Annotated in this window: 18 protein-coding genes; 5 read left to right on the top strand and 13 right to left on the bottom strand. The window is 72.4% G+C overall.

Annotated features, from left to right (window positions below; genetic code table 11):
• The first annotated feature begins 314 nt into the window (after positions 1-314).
• A complete protein-coding gene (locus ABZ840_RS11875; RefSeq protein ID WP_361557231.1) occupies positions 315-1,322 on the top strand; it encodes a winged helix-turn-helix domain-containing protein in 1,008 nt (335 codons plus the stop codon).
• Here the strand turns inward: ABZ840_RS11875 and ABZ840_RS11870 are convergent.
• The 12 genes from ABZ840_RS11870 to ABZ840_RS11815 form a co-directional block, all read right to left on the bottom strand.
• Positions 1,300-2,466: an alkaline phosphatase PhoX gene (locus ABZ840_RS11870; protein WP_361557228.1), complete on the bottom strand. Its 1,167-nt coding sequence runs from the start codon at positions 2,464-2,466 to the stop codon at positions 1,300-1,302. The two genes, ABZ840_RS11875 and ABZ840_RS11870, sit on opposite strands and share 23 nt — an antisense overlap.
• Positions 2,467-2,591: 125 nt before the next feature.
• Positions 2,592-3,530, bottom strand: a complete 939-nt coding sequence (locus ABZ840_RS11865; protein WP_361557225.1) for a TauD/TfdA family dioxygenase — start codon at positions 3,528-3,530, stop codon at positions 2,592-2,594.
• Between the two features lie 278 nt (positions 3,531-3,808).
• On the bottom strand, positions 3,809-4,645 hold the full coding sequence (locus ABZ840_RS11860; protein ID WP_361557222.1) for a carbohydrate ABC transporter permease: 837 nt from the start codon (positions 4,643-4,645) through the stop codon (positions 3,809-3,811).
• A 3-nt stretch (positions 4,646-4,648) separates the two neighbouring features.
• Positions 4,649-5,563 carry a sugar ABC transporter permease gene (locus tag ABZ840_RS11855; RefSeq protein WP_361557219.1) on the bottom strand — a complete coding sequence of 305 codons (915 nt, stop codon included), beginning with the start codon at positions 5,561-5,563 and terminating at the stop codon, positions 4,649-4,651.
• Positions 5,560-6,828: a sugar ABC transporter substrate-binding protein gene (locus ABZ840_RS11850; protein ID WP_361557216.1), complete on the bottom strand. Its 1,269-nt coding sequence runs from the start codon at positions 6,826-6,828 to the stop codon at positions 5,560-5,562. Before ABZ840_RS11850 ends, ABZ840_RS11855 begins: the two co-directional genes overlap by 4 nt.
• Positions 6,829-6,969: 141 nt before the next feature.
• On the bottom strand, positions 6,970-8,145 hold the full coding sequence (gene pcaD / locus ABZ840_RS11845; RefSeq protein ID WP_361557213.1) for a 3-oxoadipate enol-lactonase: 1,176 nt from the start codon (positions 8,143-8,145) through the stop codon (positions 6,970-6,972).
• A gap of 60 nt (positions 8,146-8,205) precedes the next feature.
• Complete coding sequence (locus ABZ840_RS11840; RefSeq protein ID WP_361557210.1) at positions 8,206-8,403, bottom strand: hypothetical protein; 198 nt, start codon at positions 8,401-8,403, stop codon at positions 8,206-8,208.
• Positions 8,400-9,788 carry a 3-carboxy-cis,cis-muconate cycloisomerase gene (gene pcaB, locus ABZ840_RS11835; RefSeq protein ID WP_361557207.1) on the bottom strand — a complete coding sequence of 463 codons (1,389 nt, stop codon included), beginning with the start codon at positions 9,786-9,788 and terminating at the stop codon, positions 8,400-8,402. The genes ABZ840_RS11840 and pcaB overlap by 4 nt, the downstream gene beginning before the upstream one ends.
• Positions 9,775-10,353 (bottom strand): protocatechuate 3,4-dioxygenase subunit alpha, encoded by a 579-nt coding sequence (gene pcaG, locus ABZ840_RS11830; protein WP_361557204.1) that lies wholly within the window; start codon positions 10,351-10,353, stop codon positions 9,775-9,777. The genes pcaB and pcaG overlap by 14 nt, the downstream gene beginning before the upstream one ends.
• Complete coding sequence (gene pcaH, locus ABZ840_RS11825; protein ID WP_361557201.1) at positions 10,353-11,123, bottom strand: protocatechuate 3,4-dioxygenase subunit beta; 771 nt, start codon at positions 11,121-11,123, stop codon at positions 10,353-10,355. The genes pcaG and pcaH overlap by 1 nt, the downstream gene beginning before the upstream one ends.
• 9 nt (positions 11,124-11,132) lie before the next feature.
• Positions 11,133-11,912 (bottom strand): CoA-transferase, encoded by a 780-nt coding sequence (locus tag ABZ840_RS11820; protein ID WP_361557198.1) that lies wholly within the window; start codon positions 11,910-11,912, stop codon positions 11,133-11,135.
• Positions 11,912-12,754 (bottom strand): CoA-transferase, encoded by an 843-nt coding sequence (locus tag ABZ840_RS11815; protein WP_361557195.1) that lies wholly within the window; start codon positions 12,752-12,754, stop codon positions 11,912-11,914. The genes ABZ840_RS11820 and ABZ840_RS11815 overlap by 1 nt, the downstream gene beginning before the upstream one ends.
• 134 nt (positions 12,755-12,888) lie before the next feature.
• Here ABZ840_RS11815 and ABZ840_RS11810 point away from each other — a divergent pair, with 134 nt between their 5' ends.
• Positions 12,889-13,326 carry a MarR family transcriptional regulator gene (locus tag ABZ840_RS11810; protein ID WP_361557192.1) on the top strand — a complete coding sequence of 146 codons (438 nt, stop codon included), beginning with the start codon at positions 12,889-12,891 and terminating at the stop codon, positions 13,324-13,326.
• Between the two features lie 215 nt (positions 13,327-13,541).
• On the opposite strand, the gene ABZ840_RS11805 is transcribed toward ABZ840_RS11810, so the two are convergent.
• Entirely contained in the window at positions 13,542-14,294 is a 753-nt protein-coding gene (locus ABZ840_RS11805) for an IclR family transcriptional regulator (protein ID WP_361557189.1), read from the bottom strand.
• A gap of 290 nt (positions 14,295-14,584) precedes the next feature.
• On the opposite strand from ABZ840_RS11805, the gene ABZ840_RS11800 reads away from it, so the two are divergent.
• The 3 genes from ABZ840_RS11800 to ABZ840_RS11790 all read left to right on the top strand — a co-directional run bounded on the left by ABZ840_RS11800 (position 14,585) and on the right by ABZ840_RS11790 (position 17,919).
• On the top strand, positions 14,585-15,934 hold the full coding sequence (locus ABZ840_RS11800) for an MFS transporter (RefSeq protein WP_361557186.1): 1,350 nt from the start codon (positions 14,585-14,587) through the stop codon (positions 15,932-15,934).
• 149 nt (positions 15,935-16,083) lie between these two features.
• Positions 16,084-17,481, top strand: coding sequence for a condensation domain-containing protein (locus ABZ840_RS11795; RefSeq protein WP_361557183.1), 1,398 nt, complete (start codon positions 16,084-16,086; stop codon positions 17,479-17,481).
• Between the two features lie 108 nt (positions 17,482-17,589).
• Complete coding sequence (locus tag ABZ840_RS11790) at positions 17,590-17,919, top strand: hypothetical protein (protein WP_361557180.1); 330 nt, start codon at positions 17,590-17,592, stop codon at positions 17,917-17,919.
• Positions 17,920-18,040 lie beyond the last annotated feature (121 nt).

Below are 18,040 nucleotides of genomic sequence, written 5' to 3'. Positions count from 1 at the left end.
CGAGGGCGGCACCTGTGCGGAGGTGCCGCCCTCGCCTTTTCCGGACTCCCCCCTCGGGAGCTGCCGCCGCCAGCTCGGCCCGGGCGGCGGCCTTCGGCGGGTAGCGGGACTGCCGGTGATGGCTCGTCACCCCCCACGGGTCCGAGCAATCCGTGCCGTCCGTATCGCCGCCGAATTGAGTATCAGCATTCCGGGAGTTCGGTCCCGGCGCGACCCTTTTCAAGACTGGCCAAAAGGACGTGGTGACGCCGTGTGGCCGTGTGCATACTCGGGTGCTCGGGGGGCCGACGACTGATGGCGATGGTGGGGTTTCGGTGCTGCGCGTCCATTTCAGTGGACCGGATCTGGCCCGCGTGCGGATTGCCGCACGCCCTGATGTGCTCTGGGAGACCGTTTTAAGTTTTCACCGACTTCGCGACCGGCAGGGTGGTACGGCGCTCAACGAATGGCGTACGGAAACCCGCTCCCGGTTGAATGGTGAAACACGGTACCTCGCCCCGCTGATACCGGCCAAGGGATATTTTCCCGATTTCCTGACGCCCCCCGAAGGGCTGCTCGGAATCGATGACGCACTCGACGCGCTGAAAGCCACTCCGGCCCCGCGGCTGCACCGGGATCTCACCCGGCTCGCCGACGGCCGCCAGCCCCAGCCGTGGCTCGCCGACCTCGCCCAGGGCGACACCCGGCCGCTGCACCGGCTCACCGGCGTCCTGCGGCACTACCACGACGCGGCCGTCGCACCGTACTGGCCGCACGTACAGGCCCGGATCGAGGCCGACCGGGCGGCCCGCGGCCGGGCCCTGCTGGACGGCGGCGCCGACCGGCTGCTCGGCTCGCTGCCGCCCATGATGCGCTGGCGGCCGCCCGTCCTGGAGGCGGACTACCCCGTCGACCGGGACCTGTACCTGGACGGGCGGGGGCTGCTGCTGGTCCCGTCGTTCTTCTGCCGCCGCACCCCGGTCACCCTGTACGACCCGGAGCTCACGCCCGTCCTGGTCTACCCCGTCGAGCACCACGCCCCGCGGCCCACCACGGCGGCGGCGCCGGGCCGTTCGCTCGGCCGGCTGGTCGGCCGCACCCGCTCCGCGATCCTGCGGGGCATCGGCGGCGGCTGCACCACCAGCGAACTGGCCCGGCGCGCCGAGGTGTCGCTGGCCTCCGCCAGCCAGCACGCGACCGTCCTGCGGGAGGCCGGGCTGCTGGTCACCCTGCGGCAGGGCAACGCGGTACTGCACACCCTCACCCCGCTGGGCGCCGCCCTGATCCGCGGCGGCGCCCCGGCGGACCCGGTACCGGCGGCTACGCCCGGAACGGCCCCGTGACCTCATAGGTGATGCCACCGGACGAACTGCCGGTCGTGCCGCGCTGGCTGGAGAAGTACAGCCGCTTCCCGTCCGGCGAGAACGCCGGACCGGTGATCTCCGAGCCCGACTGGCCGTTGATCCGCACGAACGGCGCCACGACGTCGTCCGGCGTGATCACGCAGATCTCCATGTTGCCGCCGTCCTCGGCGACGTAGAGGTCGCCGGAGGACGCGCCGGTGACGTTGTCGACCCCGGTCAGCGGCGCGTTCCCGCCGGTGACCAGCGAGTCGTCGTACGCCAGCTCGTACGTGTCGTTCGTCAGGTTCAGCTGCCAGAGGCGGTTGTCGCCCTTGGTGGTGAACCACACCGTGTCGTTGGCGTAGTGGCAGCCCTCGCCGCCGTTGAAGTGCTTGGCTCCGGAGACCTGGGTACGGGTGGTGGCCGGCGAACCGTCCGGGTCGGGCACGTCCGCCCAGCCGAAGGAGCCGGACGTGGCGGTCCCCGCGACCAGCACCTGCAGCCGGCCGGCCGACAGATCGCCCCACGTGGTCGGCACGAAGCGGTACAGGCAGCCGTCCGACTCGTCCTCGGTCAGATAGATCGCCTTGCGCACCGGGTCGGCCGCGGCCGCCTCGTGCTTGAACCTGCCCAGCGCGTCCCGGCGGACGGCCGCCTCGGCCCCGTACGGGTCCGTCTCGTACACCGCGCCGAGCGCGACCTCCTCGCAGGAGAGCCAGGTGTTCCAGGGGGTTCTGCCGCCCGCGCAGTTCTGCCGGGTGTTGGCGAGGATGCGGTACGCGCCGGTGATCGCACCGGTCGCGTCGAACTTCACCGCGCTGACGCCGCCACCCGGGTTGATCTCCGAGTTGGAGACATAGATCCAGCCCGTGCCGTAGGCATCGGCGAAGCAGGCGCCGCCGTCGGGGGCGTTGTGCCAGGTGTAGCCGGTGCTGCCCACCTGCCGGCCGGACCGGGCGATGACCCGGCTGGTGAAACCGGCGGGCAGCTGGATCCCGTTGGCGTCCGCGGCGCCGAGCGCGCCGTACGGGCCGGAGCCCGGCTGGGCGGGCGCCGCGTACGCGGCACCGGGCATCAGGGTCCCGCCGAAGGCGGCCGCCGAGGCACCGATGGCGGCTCCGCGCAGGAAGGTACGACGTTCCACGGTCACTCCACGTGTGTCGTGAGAGCCCCGGCCGCCGGGACGGCGGCCGGGGGAGACGCGAAGTGCACCGTAGAAGCCCCGAGTTGACGTGACCTCAACAAGCGGTAACGGCAGGCCGGACAGTCCTACTGCGGCCGGTCGCCCGCGATGGCGACCCGCTCCGCCACTCGTCCGTGCGGCGCGTAGTCGGCGACCGCGTAGTGCTGCGTCGCCCGGTTGTCCCAGAAGGCGATGTCGCCCGGCTGCCAGCGGAACCGCACCTGGTACTCCGGCACATGGGCCTGCTGGAACAGCAGCCGCAGCACGCGGTCGCTCTCCGCCCGCTCCCAGCCCACGATGCGGGTGGTGAAGGAGGTGTTCACGAAGAGCATCTTCCGGCCGGTCTCCGGGTGCCGGCGCACCACTGGGTGCTCGACCGGCGGGAACTGCTCCTGGAGCGGGGCGAGCCGCTCGGCCGGGTAGAAGCGCTCGAAGCCCGGGATGAAGTCGTGCACCGCGCGGGCCCCGTCGATGCGCTCCTTGATGTCCCGCGGCAGGTTGTCGTACGCGGCGGCCATGTCCGCCCACATCGTGTCCCCGCCGAACGGCGGCACCTCGCGCAGCTGGAGCACCGCGCCCAGCGCGGGCCGCTCCCGGAAGGTCACGTCCGTGTGCCAGACGTTCTCGAAGGTGGGCGCCGTGGGGTCCTTCTTGTCGAACCGCACCACGTCCTCGGAGTCGCCCCGCGCGAGCAGCGGGTTGGTCTCCAGCTCACCCCAGTTGCGGGCGAAGTCGCGCTGCTGGGCGGAGGTGAGGTGCGCGCCGCGGAAGAAGAGCACCTTCCACTCCAGCAGTGCCCGGTTCAGCTCCGCGCGGAGCCCGTCGTCCAGCGGACGGGAGAGGTCGACGCCGCGCAGCTCGGCGCCGATGGTGCGGGCCTGCGGGACGACCTCGAAGCGTTCGTACGGGCGCTCCTCCCAGCCGTCGGGCAGCCGGTGCAGGACCCGCTGCCCTTCGTAGAGGCCGTCGGCGGGGATGCGGTGGTCGCGCAGGGCAGGGGCGGTGGGCACGGCGAGAGCCGTCATCTGATCCTCCTGAAAGAGACCAAGGGACAGGGAACGTGCGGAAGCACGGGAAAAGGGTAGAAAGGGTGAAAAGGGCGGAGCGGGGTGGAAAAGGGGAGGGAGAAAGCGCCGGAGCCGGTGGCTCAGCGGCGCGGGAAACAGCAGGCCGGGGGCGAACCCACCCGGCCGCGGCGGCGCAGGAAGCTCACGCCGCGGGGCGCGCACTCACCGTGGGGGCCGCAGGTCTGCGGCTCCCGCACACGGGAGGTCGGTCGCGCCATCATGCTGTGCACCGTACATCAATCATCGATGCCTGTCCGCTCCACCCCCGCGACGATGTACCGCTGGAGCAGGAAGAACACCAGGATCAGGGGGAGGATCGAGACCGCGGCCGCCAGGAACAGCTCGTGCAGATTGACGTTCTGCGCGGTGGTGAACGTCGACAGCGCCACCTGCACCGTCCATGCCTCCCGGTCCTGGCCGATCACCAGCGGCCACAGGAAGGCGTTCCACGCCCCGATGAAGACGATCGTGCCGACCGCGGCGAACACCGGCCGCGAGTTCGGCACCACCACTCGCCAGTACGTCCGCCAGTACCCCAGCCCGTCCACCCGCGCCGCGTCCTCCAGCTCACGGGGGAAGCCGACGAAGTACTGCCGGAAGACAAAGCACGCGAAGGCGGAGAAAAGGGTGGGGATGATCAGGCCGCGCAGGGTCGAGATCCAGCCGAGGGACGAGACGAGGACGAAGCTCGGTACGAAGGTGACCGCGGCCGGGACCATCAGCGTGCCGAGGATCGCGTAGAACACCGCGTTCGCGTGCCGGTACGGGATGCGGGCCAGGCCGTACCCCGCCAGCGAGGCCAGCAGCAGCGTGCCCAGCGTCGTGGCCACCGCGATCACCGTGGAGTTCAGCAGCGCCCGCGCCATCGGCAGGTTCGGGTCCGCGAACAGCTCGCCGATGTTGTCCCACCGCAGCGAGCGCGGGAAGAACGTCCAGTCCGGGGCCGTGATGTCGGCCTCGGTCGCCAGCCCGTTGCGCAGCAGCAGGTAGAACGGGATCAGGAAGAGCAGCGCGAGGACGAGCAGCACGACCAGCCGCAAGGCCCGGCCCGCCCGGATGAGTGCCTGGTCCACCGGTCAGTCCTCCTTGCGGCCCAGCCCGAACCAGCGGGCCTGGACGATGGTCGCCACCGCGATGATCAGCGCGAGGATCACGGCGCCCGCGCTGCCCAGCCCGAGGTTCTGCTCGCTGCCGAGCGCGATGTAGTACAGGTAGACCAGCGGCGGCCGGGCGTACGGCGGGTAGCCGCGGGAGTCGGAGAGCAGGTTGTAGAACTCGTCGAAGGCCTGGAAGGCGTTGATGACGAGGAGCAGGACGACCGCGACGGACGTGGCCCGCAGCTGCGGGAAGGTGATGTGCCGGAAGGTCTGCCAGCCGGGCTTCGCGCCGTCCACCGCGGCCGCTTCGTACAGCCGCGGCGAGATCCGCTGCAGCCCGGCCAGGAAGAGGATCATGTAGAAGCCGGCCTGGAGCCAGAGCCGTACGGTGACGATCACCAGCCAGTACCAGGGCGGGTGGGTCGTCGACAGCCACGCCGTCTGGTCCGCGCCGAACCACCCCAGCACGGTGTTGGCCAGCCCGAACCGCACCCCGTTGAAGATCGACAGCTTCCACACCAGCGAGGCGACGACGTAACTGCACGCGGTCGGCAGGAAGAAGACCGACCGGAAGAACGCCTGCGCGAACCGCACCCGGTTCACCATCAGCGCGAGCCCCAGCGACAGCACGTACGTCGCGGGCACGATGAACGCCGAGAACAGCAGGAACGTGCCCAGGCTGCGGAGGAACGCGCCGTCGCCCAGCATCGAGGCGTAGTTGTCCAGCCCGACGAACTCCGTGGGCGTGACGGTGTTGTGCGCGTCGAAGAAGCTGAGCCAGACGCTCCACAGCAGCGGTACGTACGTGAACAGGGCCAGCCCGACCGCGAACGGGCCGACGAACACCCAGAACCACAGGTTGCGGTTCTGGGGTCCCAGCAGCGTGCGGATCACTTCTTCTTGACCCGGTCCAGCTCGGTACGGGTCTTCCGGACGACCGCCTTCAGTTCGCTCTCCGGGTTCGCGCCGTCCTTGATGATCCGGCTGACCGCGTCCTGGTAGGCGGTCTTCGACGCGGTGGTCCACAGCAGCGGCTCGGCGTGGCCGAGGTCGGTGGCGTAGGCGACGGCGTCGGCCGCGGGGCCGGAGCGCAGCTCCTTGGCCTTCTCGGCGAGCGAGATCCGGGCCGGGATGTGGAAGCCGTAGGAGAGCGCGAAGTCCCGCTGGTAGTCCGTGCGGTCGATCCACAGCCACTTCGCGAAGGCCGCCGCCTCCTTCTTGTGCTTGCTGCGCGCGCTGACCGCCGAGCCGTACGCGCCGACCGGTACGGCGTTCCTGCCGCCGGAACCGTCCTTGGGGAACGGCAGCACCCCGAAGTCGTCCCCCAGGGCCTTCTTCACCTGCGGCAGCGCCCACAGCCCCGACCACTGCATCGCGGTCAGGCCCTGCGTGAAGGCGGCCGGGTCGGACCAGTCGGTGGGCGCGCCGAGGAGCAGCGACCTGTCGGCGTACAGGGCGTGGATCTTCGCGAGGGTGCGGGCCGCGGCCGGGTCGTCGAAGCCGACCTTGCCGTCCTCGGTGACGATCGAGAGGCCTGCGGCGTACAGGGGAGTGCCGCCGAGCGCGCCCGCGCCGCCGTCGTTCCCCAGGAACAGCCCCTTGACCTTGTCCTTCTTGCCCTTGGCGGTCAGTTCGCGGGCCGCGTCGACCAGTTCGTCGAAGGTCCGGGGCGGCCGCACCCCGGCGTCCTTCAGCATGCTCTTCCGGTAGTAGAGCAGCTGCATGTCGACGACCTGGGGGATGGCCCAGATCTTGTCCTGCCAGATCTTCGGCGCGAGGACGGCCTGGTTGAAGTCGTCCTTGACGGGCTCGACGGCGGACGTCAGATCGATGACCTGGCCGCCGCGGATCTGGTCCAGCGTCGGCCCGTTGACCTCGAAGACGTCCGGACCCGAGTCGGTCAGCAGGGCCGCGGAGGTCTGCCGGTCGTAGTCGCCCGGCCGCCACTGAACGGTGACATCGGCCTTGTCGTACGCATCGGCGTACCGTTTCACCGCCTGTTCGGTGCCGGTCTCGCCGTACTGGTGGTACCACTGGCTCAGCGCCGGCCCCGAACCGCCGCCACCACGGCCGGTGTTGGAGCCGCAGGCCGCCAGGGCGCCGGTGAGCGCGATACCGCCGCCGGCCGCCAACAGCCGCCGTCTGCCGATGTCCGTCATGCCTGCTGTCCCCCAGCGCTCGTCAATGATCGACCGGTGCGGCGACCACTCTGCCGCACCGGTGTGATGCACGCATGGCAACAACATGAAACGCGCGGGGGATCATTCCGGCCGGGGCGGCGACACCCCGGGCCGCGCACGTCACTCCAGCTCGGCGAGGACGTCCTGGGCGATGCCGAAGGCGGTGTTGGCGGCCGGGACGCCGCAGTAGATGCCGCTCTGCAGGATCACCTCGCCGATCTCCTCGGGGGTCAGGCCGTTGCGTACCGCGGCCCGTACGTGCATGGCGAGTTCGGCGTGGTGGCCGTGGGCGATCAGCGCGGTCAGCGTGATGCAGCTGCGGGTACGGCGGTCCAGCGTGCTGCCGGTCCAGATCTCGCCCCAGGCGTAGCGCGTGATGAAGTCCTGGAAGCGGGCGGTGAACTGCGTCTTCTTCGCCTCGGCGCGGTCCACGTGCGGGTCGCCCAGCACGGCCCGGCGCACCGCCATGCCCGCGGCCCGGCGGCCCGCGTCGTCGGCCGGCTGCCCGGCCGCCTCGGCGGCGGCGTCCGGCTCCGGCGCGAAGTGCGCGGCCAGCGCGGCGGTCACCGGGCCCGGCCGGTCCACGCCCGCGAGGTGGTAGGCGCCCCCGACCTCGGTCAGGCTCGCGCCGGGGACGGCGTCGGCGATCTCCCTGGCGTGCGCGGGCGGCGTCGCCGGGTCCTCGCGGCCCGCGACGACCAGCGTGGGCACGGTGATCCCGGCGAGCCGGTCCCGGACGTCGTACGAGGCCAGCGCCTCGCAGCAGGCGGCGTACCCGGCCGGGTCGGTGTCCAGCAGGTCCTTGATGAGCGCCTGCCCGCGGGGCGCAGCGGCGAACTCGGGCGCGAACCAGGTGCCCGGACGGCTCGCCGCCATCGCCTCCGTCCCCTCGGCGCGGACGAGCGCGGCCCGCTCCCGCCAGGTGTCCGCACCGCCGAAGTGGGCCGAGGAGCACACCACCGCCAGCCGGGTCAGCCGCTCGGGGTGATCGGCGGCCAGCGTCAGGCCGACCGCGCCGCCGATGGAGATCCCGGCGTACGCGAAGGTGTCCCAGCCCTGCGCGTCGGCCAGCCCCAGCACGAGGCGGGCGAGGTCGGCCATGGCCGGCTCGCCGGACACCAGCCCGGCCGCCGAGCCGCCGTGTCCGGGCAGGTCCCAGCGCAGCACCCGGTGCGTCCGCGTCAGGGCCGCCAGCTGCGGCTCCCAGACGTCGAGCGAGGTGCCGATGGACGGGCCGAGGATCAGCGGCGGGGCGTCCTGCGGTCCGTCGAGTCGGTGGTGGGGGAGCTCGGTCACGGGGTCTCCTCGGGGGAGTGACGGGTACGGGTGGGGTACGGGTGCCCGGCGGGGCGGCGGTCAGGCGCCGGTTGCGTACGGCGGGGGTGCGGCCGGGGCGGTGACGGTCGTGCGGCGGTCCGGGGCCGGCTGCGGCGCCGCGGTGCGGGGCGGCTGCGGGGCGGCTCCTGCCGGGCCGTTGCGCCGCGGCGGTGCCCGGTGGCCGTCGCGCGGGCGTTCCGGGGCCGAGGCCGTGGCGCCGGCCCGGGCGACCGTCATGCGGCCGGTCCGGGCCGGCGCAGCGCCCGGTCGGTGAGGGCGGTGGCCGAGCCGGTGTAGCCGGCCGGGTCGGCCAGCGCCGTCAGCTCCTCCGGGGGCAGCGCGCCTGCCACCTCCGGATCGGCCCGGAGCACCTCGGCCAGCGTGCGGTCCTCCTCGACGGCGGTGCGGGAGGCGCGGGTCAGCGCGGCCTTGGCGGCCTGCCGGCCGAGCGCCGGCGCGAGCGCGGCCGACAGCCGCTCGGCGGCCATCAGGCCCTTGGTGCGCATCAGGTTCGCGCGCATCCGGTCGGGGAAGACCCGCAGGCCCCCGGCCAGTTCGGCGGCCTGCTCGGCGGCGCCGCCCGCCAGCCGCAGCAGCTCGCGCAGCGGCTGCCACTCGGCGTGCCAGGCGCCGGCCGGGCGCTCGTCCTCGGCGGCCAGCGAGCCCAGTACGGTCGCGGCAAGCTGGGGCGCCTGCCGGGCCGCGGCGGCGACCAGCGTGGCGCGTACCGGGTTGGCCTTGTGCGGCATCGCGGAGGAGCCCCCGCCGCTGCCCTCGGCGACCTCGCCGCACTCGGTGCGGGAGAGCACCAGCACATCCGCGGCGATCTTGCCGAGCGCGCCGGTGGTGAACGCGAGCGCGGACGCCAGGTCGGCGACGGGCGTGCGCAGCGTGTGCCAGGGGAGGCCCGGCGCGTCGAGCCCGGCCTCGGCCGCGTACGCGGCGATCAGCCGGGGCCCGTCCGCGGGCGCGAACGTCTCCGACAGCGCGCCGAACGCGGCCAGCGTGCCCGCCGCGCCGCCCAGCTGGACCGGCAGCCGGACCGCGGCCAGCCGCTCGTACGCGTCCAGGACCAGCGCCCGCCAGCCCGCCGCCTTCAGCCCGAAGGTGGTCGGCACGGCGTGCTGGGTGAGGGTGCGGCCCGGCATGACCGTCTCGCGGTGCGTGTCCGCCAGTCCGTGCAGCGTCTCCGCCGTACGGGCCAGATCGGCCAGCGCCGTCGCCACCGTCCGCCGCGCGACCAGCATCGCGGCGGTGTCCCAGATGTCCTGGCTGGTGGCACCCCGGTGGACGTACCCGGCGGCGTCCGGCGCGGTCTCCTTGACCGCCGCGGTGAGGTCGGCGACCAGCGGAATCACCGGGTTGCCGCCGGAGCGGGCACGCAGCGCCAGGTCCCGCACGTCGAACCGGTGCACGTCCGCCGCGGCCGTCACGGCGTCGGCCGCGGCGGCGGGGGCCTCGCCGAGCGCGGCCTGCGCCCGGGTGAGCGCGGCCTCCGCGTCCAGCATGGCCTGGAGGAACGCGGTGTCCCGGGTCGCGGCCTCGGCGGCCGTGCCGGCCCGGACGGGGGCGAGCAGCCCCACGTCCTCCGGCGCCGCTGCCGCGGGATCAGTCGAAGGCAAGGAAGACCGTCTCCTTGTCGCCCTGGAGGTGGATGTCGAAGCGGTACGTACGGTGCTTGTCCGCCTCGGACCTGGCGAGAAGAGTCTCCCGCCGCGCGGGCTCCAGACCCGACAGCAGCGTGTCGCCGGCGGGTTCGGCGAGGTAGGCGCGGGTGAAGAGGTGGTGGGTGAGGCCGCGCGCGAAGACGCAGACGGAGAGGTACGGGGCGCCGCCCGGCGGCAGCGTGCGGACCGCGTAGTGGCCGTCGGCGTCGGTGGGCACCCGGCCGAAGCCGGTGAAGTCCACGCCGTTGCGGCCGTAGTGGCCGCCGGTCACCGGGTCGCGGCGGAGCGAGCCCGGCGCCCCGGCGAGCGAGCCCGCGGGGTCCGCCTGCCAGAACTCCAGCAGCGCGTCCGGGACCGGCTCGCCGGCGCCGTCGTACACGCAGCCGTGCACGGTGATGGTGTCCGGGTGGCCGGCGGGCGCGATGTTCCCGCCGTCGGGGAAGGGCAGCGCGTAGCCGTAGAAGGGGCCCACGGTGTGCGAGGGCGTGGGGGCGAGCGCGGGGGAGTGCTGCTCGGTCATCAGCGGCCTTCCTCGATCCAGGTGGCGGACGGGCCGTCCAGGACGATGTCCCAGCGGTAGCCCAGCGAGAACTCCGGCCGGGACAGGTCGTGGTCGTAGGTGGCGATCAGCCGCTGCCGGGCGGTCTCGTCGGTCACCGAACGCAGGATCGGGTCGTACGGGAAGAGCGGGTCGTTCGGGAAGTACATCTGCGTCACCAGGCGCTGGGTGAACGCGTTGCCGAACAGCGAGAAGTGGATGTGGGCCGGGCGCCAGGCGTTCTCGTGGTTCCGCCACGGGTAGGCGCCGGGCTTGACGGTGGTGAAGGAGTAGCTGCCGTCGTCCCCGGTCAGCACGCGGCCGACGCCGGTGAAGTTGGGGTCCAGCGGCGCCGGGTGCTGGTCGCGCTGGTGGGCGTACCGGCCGGAGGCGTTGGCCTGCCAGATCTCGACGAGCTGGCCGCGCACGGGACGGCCGCCGCTGTCCAGCAGGCGCCCGGAGACGGTGATCCGCTCGCCGAGCGGCTCGCCGTGGTGCTGCTTGGTGAGGTCGCTGTCGAGGGCGGTGACGTCGGTGCTCCCGAAGACCGGCCCGGACAGCTCGACGGTCTCCGGGTCGCCGCCGCTCACCGCGACGAGCGGCTGCTTGGGGTGGCGCAGGGTGCTGGAGCGGTAGGGGGCGTAGTCCCGCGGCGGGTGGTGCGCGGCGGGGGCGCCGCCGGCCCGCGCCTTGTCGTACGCCTCCTGCAGCTCGCTGACTTCGCGGTCGATGTCGGCCTGTGTGAGTGCCATGGGGGTCTCCTAGCTCTTCCCTGCTGCCTTGAGTGCGCGCAACGCGGCCAGCTCCGCTGCGGTGGGCGGCGCGGTGCCGCCGACCTCGTCCGCGACCCGCAGCTCCCAGCCGGTGGCGGCCCGTACCTGCGCGACGGTGACGCCGGGGTGCAGCTCGGTGAGAACCAGTTCGGCGGTCTCCGGGTCGGGCCGCAGCACGCCGAGGTCGGTGATGACGGCGGTGGGTCCGGCACCCGGCATGCCCAGCGCGGCGCGGTCCTTGGGCCCGGCGCCGTGGCCGAGCGTGGTGACGAAGTCCAGCGCCCGGACGAAGTTGCGCGTCGAGTGGCGCAGCACCATCAGCACCCGGCCGCAGTTGGACGCGATCTCCGGCGCGCCGCCCGCGCCGGGCAGCCGGCCCTCGGGCCGGTCCTCGCCACGGCTGACGACGGTGGTGTTGATGTTCGCGTACCGGTCGACCTGGGCCGCGCCGAGGAAGCCGACGTCGATCCGGCCGCCCTGCAGCCAGTAGTTGAACATCTCCGGCACCGGGACCACCGCGTCGGCGGTCTCGGCCAGTTCGCCGTCGCCGATGGAGAGCGGCAGCGCGGTCGGCTTGGAGCCGATCGTGCCGGACTCGTAGATGAGGACGAGGTCCGGATTGACGGTGGCACGGGCCAGGTTGGCGGCGGTGCTGGGCAGGCCGATGCCGACGAAGCAGGTCTTCGCGCCGGCCAGCGCGCGGGCCGCGTTGACCTCCATCAGCTCGTCGCGGGTGAACTCCGCCCCGGGGGCGCTCGCTTCGGACATCAGGCGTTCGCTCCTTCGGCCGTACGGGCAGCGGACCCGGCCCCGCGTACGTGCGTCTCGATCCACTGCGTGAAGGCCTCGCGGTCCCGCGCGACCGGGTCCCAGGCCTGGTAGAAGGCGTTGTCCCGGACGGAGTAGCCGGTGGCGTACGAGGGGTGGGCGCCGCCGGGCACGTGGGCGACCGCGTCCAGTACCCAGGTGGGCAGGGTGACGCCGCCGGGGCGCGGCTCCAGCTCGTCCACGATCTCCTCGACGGTGACCAGCACCCGGCTCGCGGCGAGCGCGGCTTCCTTCTGCACGCCGGTCAGGCCCCACAGCTGCACGTTGCCCGCGCGGTCGGCCTGCTGGGCGTGGATGACGGTGACATCGGGGTTGAGCGCCGCGACCGCCGCCAGCTTCTCGCCGGTGAACGGGCAGGTCACGGTGGAGACGGTGTCCGTACGGCTCGGGATGTCGCTGCCGCGGTAGCCGCGCAGCACGGCGAACGGCAGCTTGGAGGCGCCCGCGACGTAGCGGTTGGCCATGCCGGCGTGGCTGTGCTCGTCCAGCTCCAGGGGGCGCGGCCAGCCGTTCTCGACGGCGTCGCGGAAGCGGTGCAGCGAGCCGACGCCGGGATTGCCGCCCCAGGAGAAGATCAGCTTCCTGACCAGGCCTGCGCCGATCAGCTGGTCGTAGATGACGTCGGGCGTCATCCGGGCGAGGGTCAGGTCGGTGATGCCCTGGCGGATGATCTCGTGCGCGGCGGCGAACGGGATCAGGTGGGTGAAGCCCTCCATGGCGACGGTGTCCCCGTCGTGGATGAGGTCCGCCACGGCGTCGTGGAGGCTGCGAATCTCGGCCATCATCACTCCGCGGGTGTGGGTCCAGAAGAGGTACCGACGATGCGCGCACTGCCGAAGGAATGCTCAGTGCACTGATTAATTCGTCGATGGGCCGTAGACTTCCATCGACTTCCTCATTCGTCAATGGAGGCCCCATGGCCGCGGTCGATCTCAGCACCCACCCCGGGCACCTGGCCCGGCGTCTGCAGCAGGCGCACTCGCTGCTGTGGGGCGCGATGGTGTCCGAGGAGACCACCTCTCCGCAGTTCGCGGTCCTCAACGCGCTGGTGGAGAAGCCGGACATCGACCAGCGCACGCTGAGCGAGCACGTCCACCTGGACCGCTCGACCATCGCCGACGTGGTAGCCCGGTTGGTCCGCCGCGGCCTCGTGGAACGGGTGCGCGACCCGCTCGACGGCCGCCGCAACGTCCTGAAGCTCTCCGAGGAGGGCGCCCGGCACCACCGCAGGCTCGTCACGCGCACGGCCCGCATGAACCGGGTCTTCCTGGCCCCGCTGGAGGAGGACGAGCAGGAGACGCTCCTCCGCCTGATCGCCCGGGTCGCGGACGCGGCGGAGGAGCTGCGGGGCTAGGGCCTCTCGTTCGGATCTTGCTGGGCTCGCGACGCCTGGACACCGCACCTCGCGGCGTTGTCGTCACTCTCCCCCGCGCCTGAACGGCGCGGGGGGACCCCCATCGCTCCGCAGTGGCTCCCTCCTCCGCCTTGCGATGCACGGCACCAGACGCCGCTCACTGATCCAGCCTGATCCAAACGACAGACCCTAGGCCATCAGGGTGTGCGGCGCCCTCATCCCGTGAGGGGCAGGCCGCCGCTCACCGTGCGGGCCGCCGCCGTCAGCGAGGACACGAAGCGCGGCAGTCGCTCGGCGGTGAAGCGGGCCGACGGGCCCCCGAAGGAGAGCGTGGCGACCACCTCGCCGCTGCGCGAGCGCACCGGTACGGCCACCGACGACAGCCCCTCCTCGTGCTCGCCGTGGCTGACCGCGTACCCGGCACGGGCCGCCTCCGCCGCCCATTCGGTCAGCGTGCGGGCGTGCCGCGTGCCGTGCGGGGAGCGGCGCGCGACCCGCTCGACCAGTGCCGGGTCCGCGCCGATCAGCAGGACCTTGGACGGCCCGCCGGCCCACAGCGGCAGCTCGTCGCCGACGCGGACGACGTGCCGCAGGGCCTGCGGGCCCTCTTCCTGCGCGATGCAGATCCGGTGCACGTCGCGCCGGACGTACAGGTGCACCGTCTCCCGGTGCTCGGCGGCCAGCTCGCGCAGCGCGCGCCGGGCGGTGGCCGGGAGGCGCCAGCCCTGGTCCGCCAGCCGGACCCAGCGCAGGAACGTCGGCCCCGCGGTGTATCTGCCGTGTTCGTCCAGCCAGAGCAGGCCGTTCATGCGGAGCGTCTGGAGCAGGCGGAGTGCGGTGGTCTTGGGCAGGCCGCTGCCCTCGACGATCTCGCGGAGGGTCAGTGCGGGGCGCTCCTCACCGAAGAGCCCCAGGATGTCGATGGCCCGCTGAACCGTCCGCATGCCGCCGCGCTCGCTCTCGCTCATGGCGACAGTATGGGATGAGGTCCGCTCCGCGGACCAGGGGCGCCGCCCGTGCCCGCAACGGCCCGGTTACTCGCCGGCAACCTCTTGTAGATGCTCAGCACACGTTCTATCGTCGCCGTCACACGGACCCATCGGTCCACTCAGCGGACCACCCCACCGGGTCACCCCCGACGGCGCCGCCCCCCTCGCACCCGCACCCCCACCCCTTGCCGCCTCCCGCCCCGCACCGGGACCTCCCCGCGCGCCCCCACGCGCTCCCGGCCGGGGGCCCGAGACGAAGGAGTCTCCGTATGAGCACGACCGTGCGCCCCGCGCCGCCTGTCGTGGACGATGCCGCCCGCCCCGCGCTCAGCCGTGCCCGCTACGGACTGCTCGCCTGCCTCTTCGTCATCACGGCGATCAACTACCTGGACCGCACGAACCTCTCGGTCGCCCTGCCGCACATCAAGGAGGAGCTGCACCTCTCCGGCACCCAGCAGGGCCTGCTGCTCTCCTCCTTCGGCTGGGCGTACCTGCTCCTCCAGGTCCCGGCGGGCCGGCTCATCGACCGGATCGGCGCCAAGCTCGCCTTCGGGTACGCACTGGTGGGCTGGTCACTGGCGACGATCGTGGTCGCCGCCGCGCGCAGCTTCGTCCCGCTGGTCGGCATCCGCGTGGCGCTCGGCGCCTTCGAGGCACCCGCCTTCCCGTCCAACAACCGGCTGGTCGTGAACTGGTTCCCGGGCCGCGAGCGCGGCCGCGCCACCGCCACGTACACCTCCGGCGAGTACATCGGCCTGGCCGTCGCCGCTCCCGTCCTCTCCCTCCTCACCGTGCACTTCGGCTGGCGTTCGGTCTTCGTCATCACCGGCGTCGTCGGCCTGCTCTTCTCCGTGGTCTGGTTCGCCAAGGTCTACGACCGGCCCGAGCACAGTCCGAAGGTGAGCGCGGCGGAGCTGGCGCACATCCGGCAGGCGGACGAACTGGAGTCCGCCGAGGAGATCGCCGCGGCCAAGGAGGAGGCGGCGGTGCTGGACACCAGCATCCGCGCCGACCTGCGGGTCCTGCTGAGCGACCGGCGGCTGTGGGGCATGTACATCGGCCAGTTCGCCAGCGCCTCGGTTCTCTTCTTCTTCCTCACGTGGTTCCCCAGCTACCTGGTGGAGGAGAAGCAGCTGGGCATCATCAAGGCCGGCTTCTGGGCCTCGGCGCCCTACCTCGCCGCGCTGGTCGGCACGCTGGCCGGCGGCGCCTGGTCGGACCGCATGCTGAACTCGGGCCGGTTCTCCCGTACGTTCGCCCGCAAGGCCCCCGTCATGATCGGCTTCGTGCTCGCCTCGGTCATCGTCTGCGCGAACTTCACCGACTCCGTACCGCTGGTGATCACCTTCATGTCCGTCGCGTTCTTCGCGCAGGGCCTGATGCAGAACAGCTGGGCGCTCTTCTCCGACGCGGTGCCGCGCCGCCTCACCGGCACCGGCGGCGGCGTCTTCAGCTTCGCCGCGAACGCCGGGGGCGTGCTGACCCCGCTGGTCATCGGCGTGATCGTGGACCGGACCGGGTCCTTCGCCTGGGCGCTCGGCTACATCGCCGTCGTCGTCCTGGTCGGCCTGCTCGCATACGCCCTGCTCATCGACAAGGTCGAGCGGGTCGAGGGCTGACCGCGGGCCGGCGTCCCGGCCGGTGCCGCCTTCGGTACCCCGTTTCTGTCAGCAATCCGGCTCGTTGGGTGAAGAAGCGCTTGTCCGGGGCCTGGCCGCCCCGGCCGCGCGAGCGACATGGCAACTGACAGGCGACGGAAAGAGCCATAGTGCTTCAGGTACCCATCGGAGACGTGGAGATCGCCCCGGGACATGTCTTCGAGTGGTCGGTGGTGAGCGCGCGGATGCGCGCGGCCGACCCCGCACCGCCGTACGAGACGACGACGTACAACCAGGCGAAACACTTCGCGGTGGCCCACGAGACGCACGGCGACGAGGACGCCGTCTGTGCGTACGTGGCGGGCACGTTCGAGATCCCCGGACCGCTCGACCGGGCCGCGCTGGATGCGGCACTGCTCCACTTCGTGCGCCGCCACGAAGTGCTGCGCTGCACATTCCAGCAGCTCGCCGGCGACCTGTCCTGCGACGCGCTGGCGCCGGAGGACATCGAGCTGAAGTGTGTCGACGTGGGGCCGACCGGCTCCGCCGAAGAGGTACGGGAGTACGTGCACCGGTTCTTCCAGCGCGTCGACACGCTCTCCTGGCCGCTGATCACCATGGGCGCGGTGGTCAGGGACGACTCCACCACCGTCTTCTTCGCCTGCGATCACCTGGTGACCGACGGCCTGTCGACGCCGATCGCGGTGAACGACATCGCCACCGCGTACGAGGCGTACGCCCGGGGCGAGGAGCCCGCCCTGCCCGAGGTGGGCAGCTACCTCGAATTCAGCCGGGCCCAGCGCGCCGCCACCGACACCATGGACGTTGACGACGAACGGCTGGACCACTGGAAGGAGTTCGTCGCGCGCGGCGACTGCTTCTTCCCGCCGTTCCCGCTGGACCTCGGCGTAGAACCGGACCGGCTGTACCCCTCCGTCAACGTTACGGAAACGCTTCTGCACGACCGGGAGGCCGACGAACTGGCGGCCCGGTGCGAGGCGGCCGGCGGCAGGCTGTTCATGGGCGTACTGGCCGCCGTCGGGGTGGCCCTGCGCAAGGAGGGCGGGCCCGACGTCTACCGGGGGCTGATGCCGGTCAACGAACGGGGCCGGGGCGCCTACGCGCACACCATGGGCTGGTTCATCAACACGATGCCCATCGAGTTCTCGGTGGCCGAGGACAGGGACTTCCCCGACGTCATGCTCGGCGTACGGGACGCCTTCGCGGAGATGCAGCGCCACGCGGACGTGCCCTTCGTCAAGGCGTGGCACCTGCTCGCACCCCAGGAGGACACCGCACTGCGCTACTGGCCGTACGCGGTCAACTTCTTCTCCTACCTGGACTTCCGCAAGTCCCCCGGCGCCGAGCAGCACGTGGCCCGCAACGCCCAGAAGCACCTCTGGGTGTCCCGCAGCAACGGCATCTGCTTCTGGTTCCACCGCAACGACGCCGGCCTCCACATGAACGCCATCCACGTCGACACCCCCCAGGCCCACAAGACCAAGCACGCCCTGGGCACGACCCTCGCCGGCACGCTGAGGAACATGAGGACGAACGGGACCTTCTGAAACGGGACCTTCCGAGGGGCGGGAGAGAGCCGGCGATACGGGTCCGTGCAGGTCCGCTCAGTGGACCAAGTGGCCCGTCACGTGGTCCGGCGTCGTTACGCTGGTTTCATGACCCTGATACCGGAACTCCCCGCCGCCACCGCCGGCGACTGGTGGGTCACCACCGACCAGTCGCTGGGCCTCGTCCAGCAGCACGGCGCCGCCGCGCGCACCGCTCCCGACCTGCTGGCCACCCTTGCCGAGATCGGGCGGGTACGGGCTGCCGCCGACTCCGCGCTCGGTGCCGCCGTGCGGGCCCTGCTGGCCTCCGGGCACGGCTGGGACGAGATCGCCGACGCGCTCGGGCTGCCCGGTGCGGACGCCGCCCGCCGGGCCACCGCCGACGCGGTCCACCGGGCGGACCGGGCACTCGACCGGCGCCTCGGCCGCCACGGCTGACCCGCCCGCCGCACCGCTCCCACCGGAACCGCCCGCTGACTGGTGATTCAGTAAGCGGGCTCATTGACATGCCCGGTTCCCGCTCCAAATACTGACTCACGATTCAGTAAGGTGCCGCCGT

The organism is Streptomyces sp. NPDC047117 (genome assembly GCF_040643545.1).
Lineage (GTDB): Bacteria > Actinomycetota > Actinomycetes > Streptomycetales > Streptomycetaceae > Streptomyces.
This window is presented reverse-complemented; position numbering and strand designations above follow the sequence as displayed.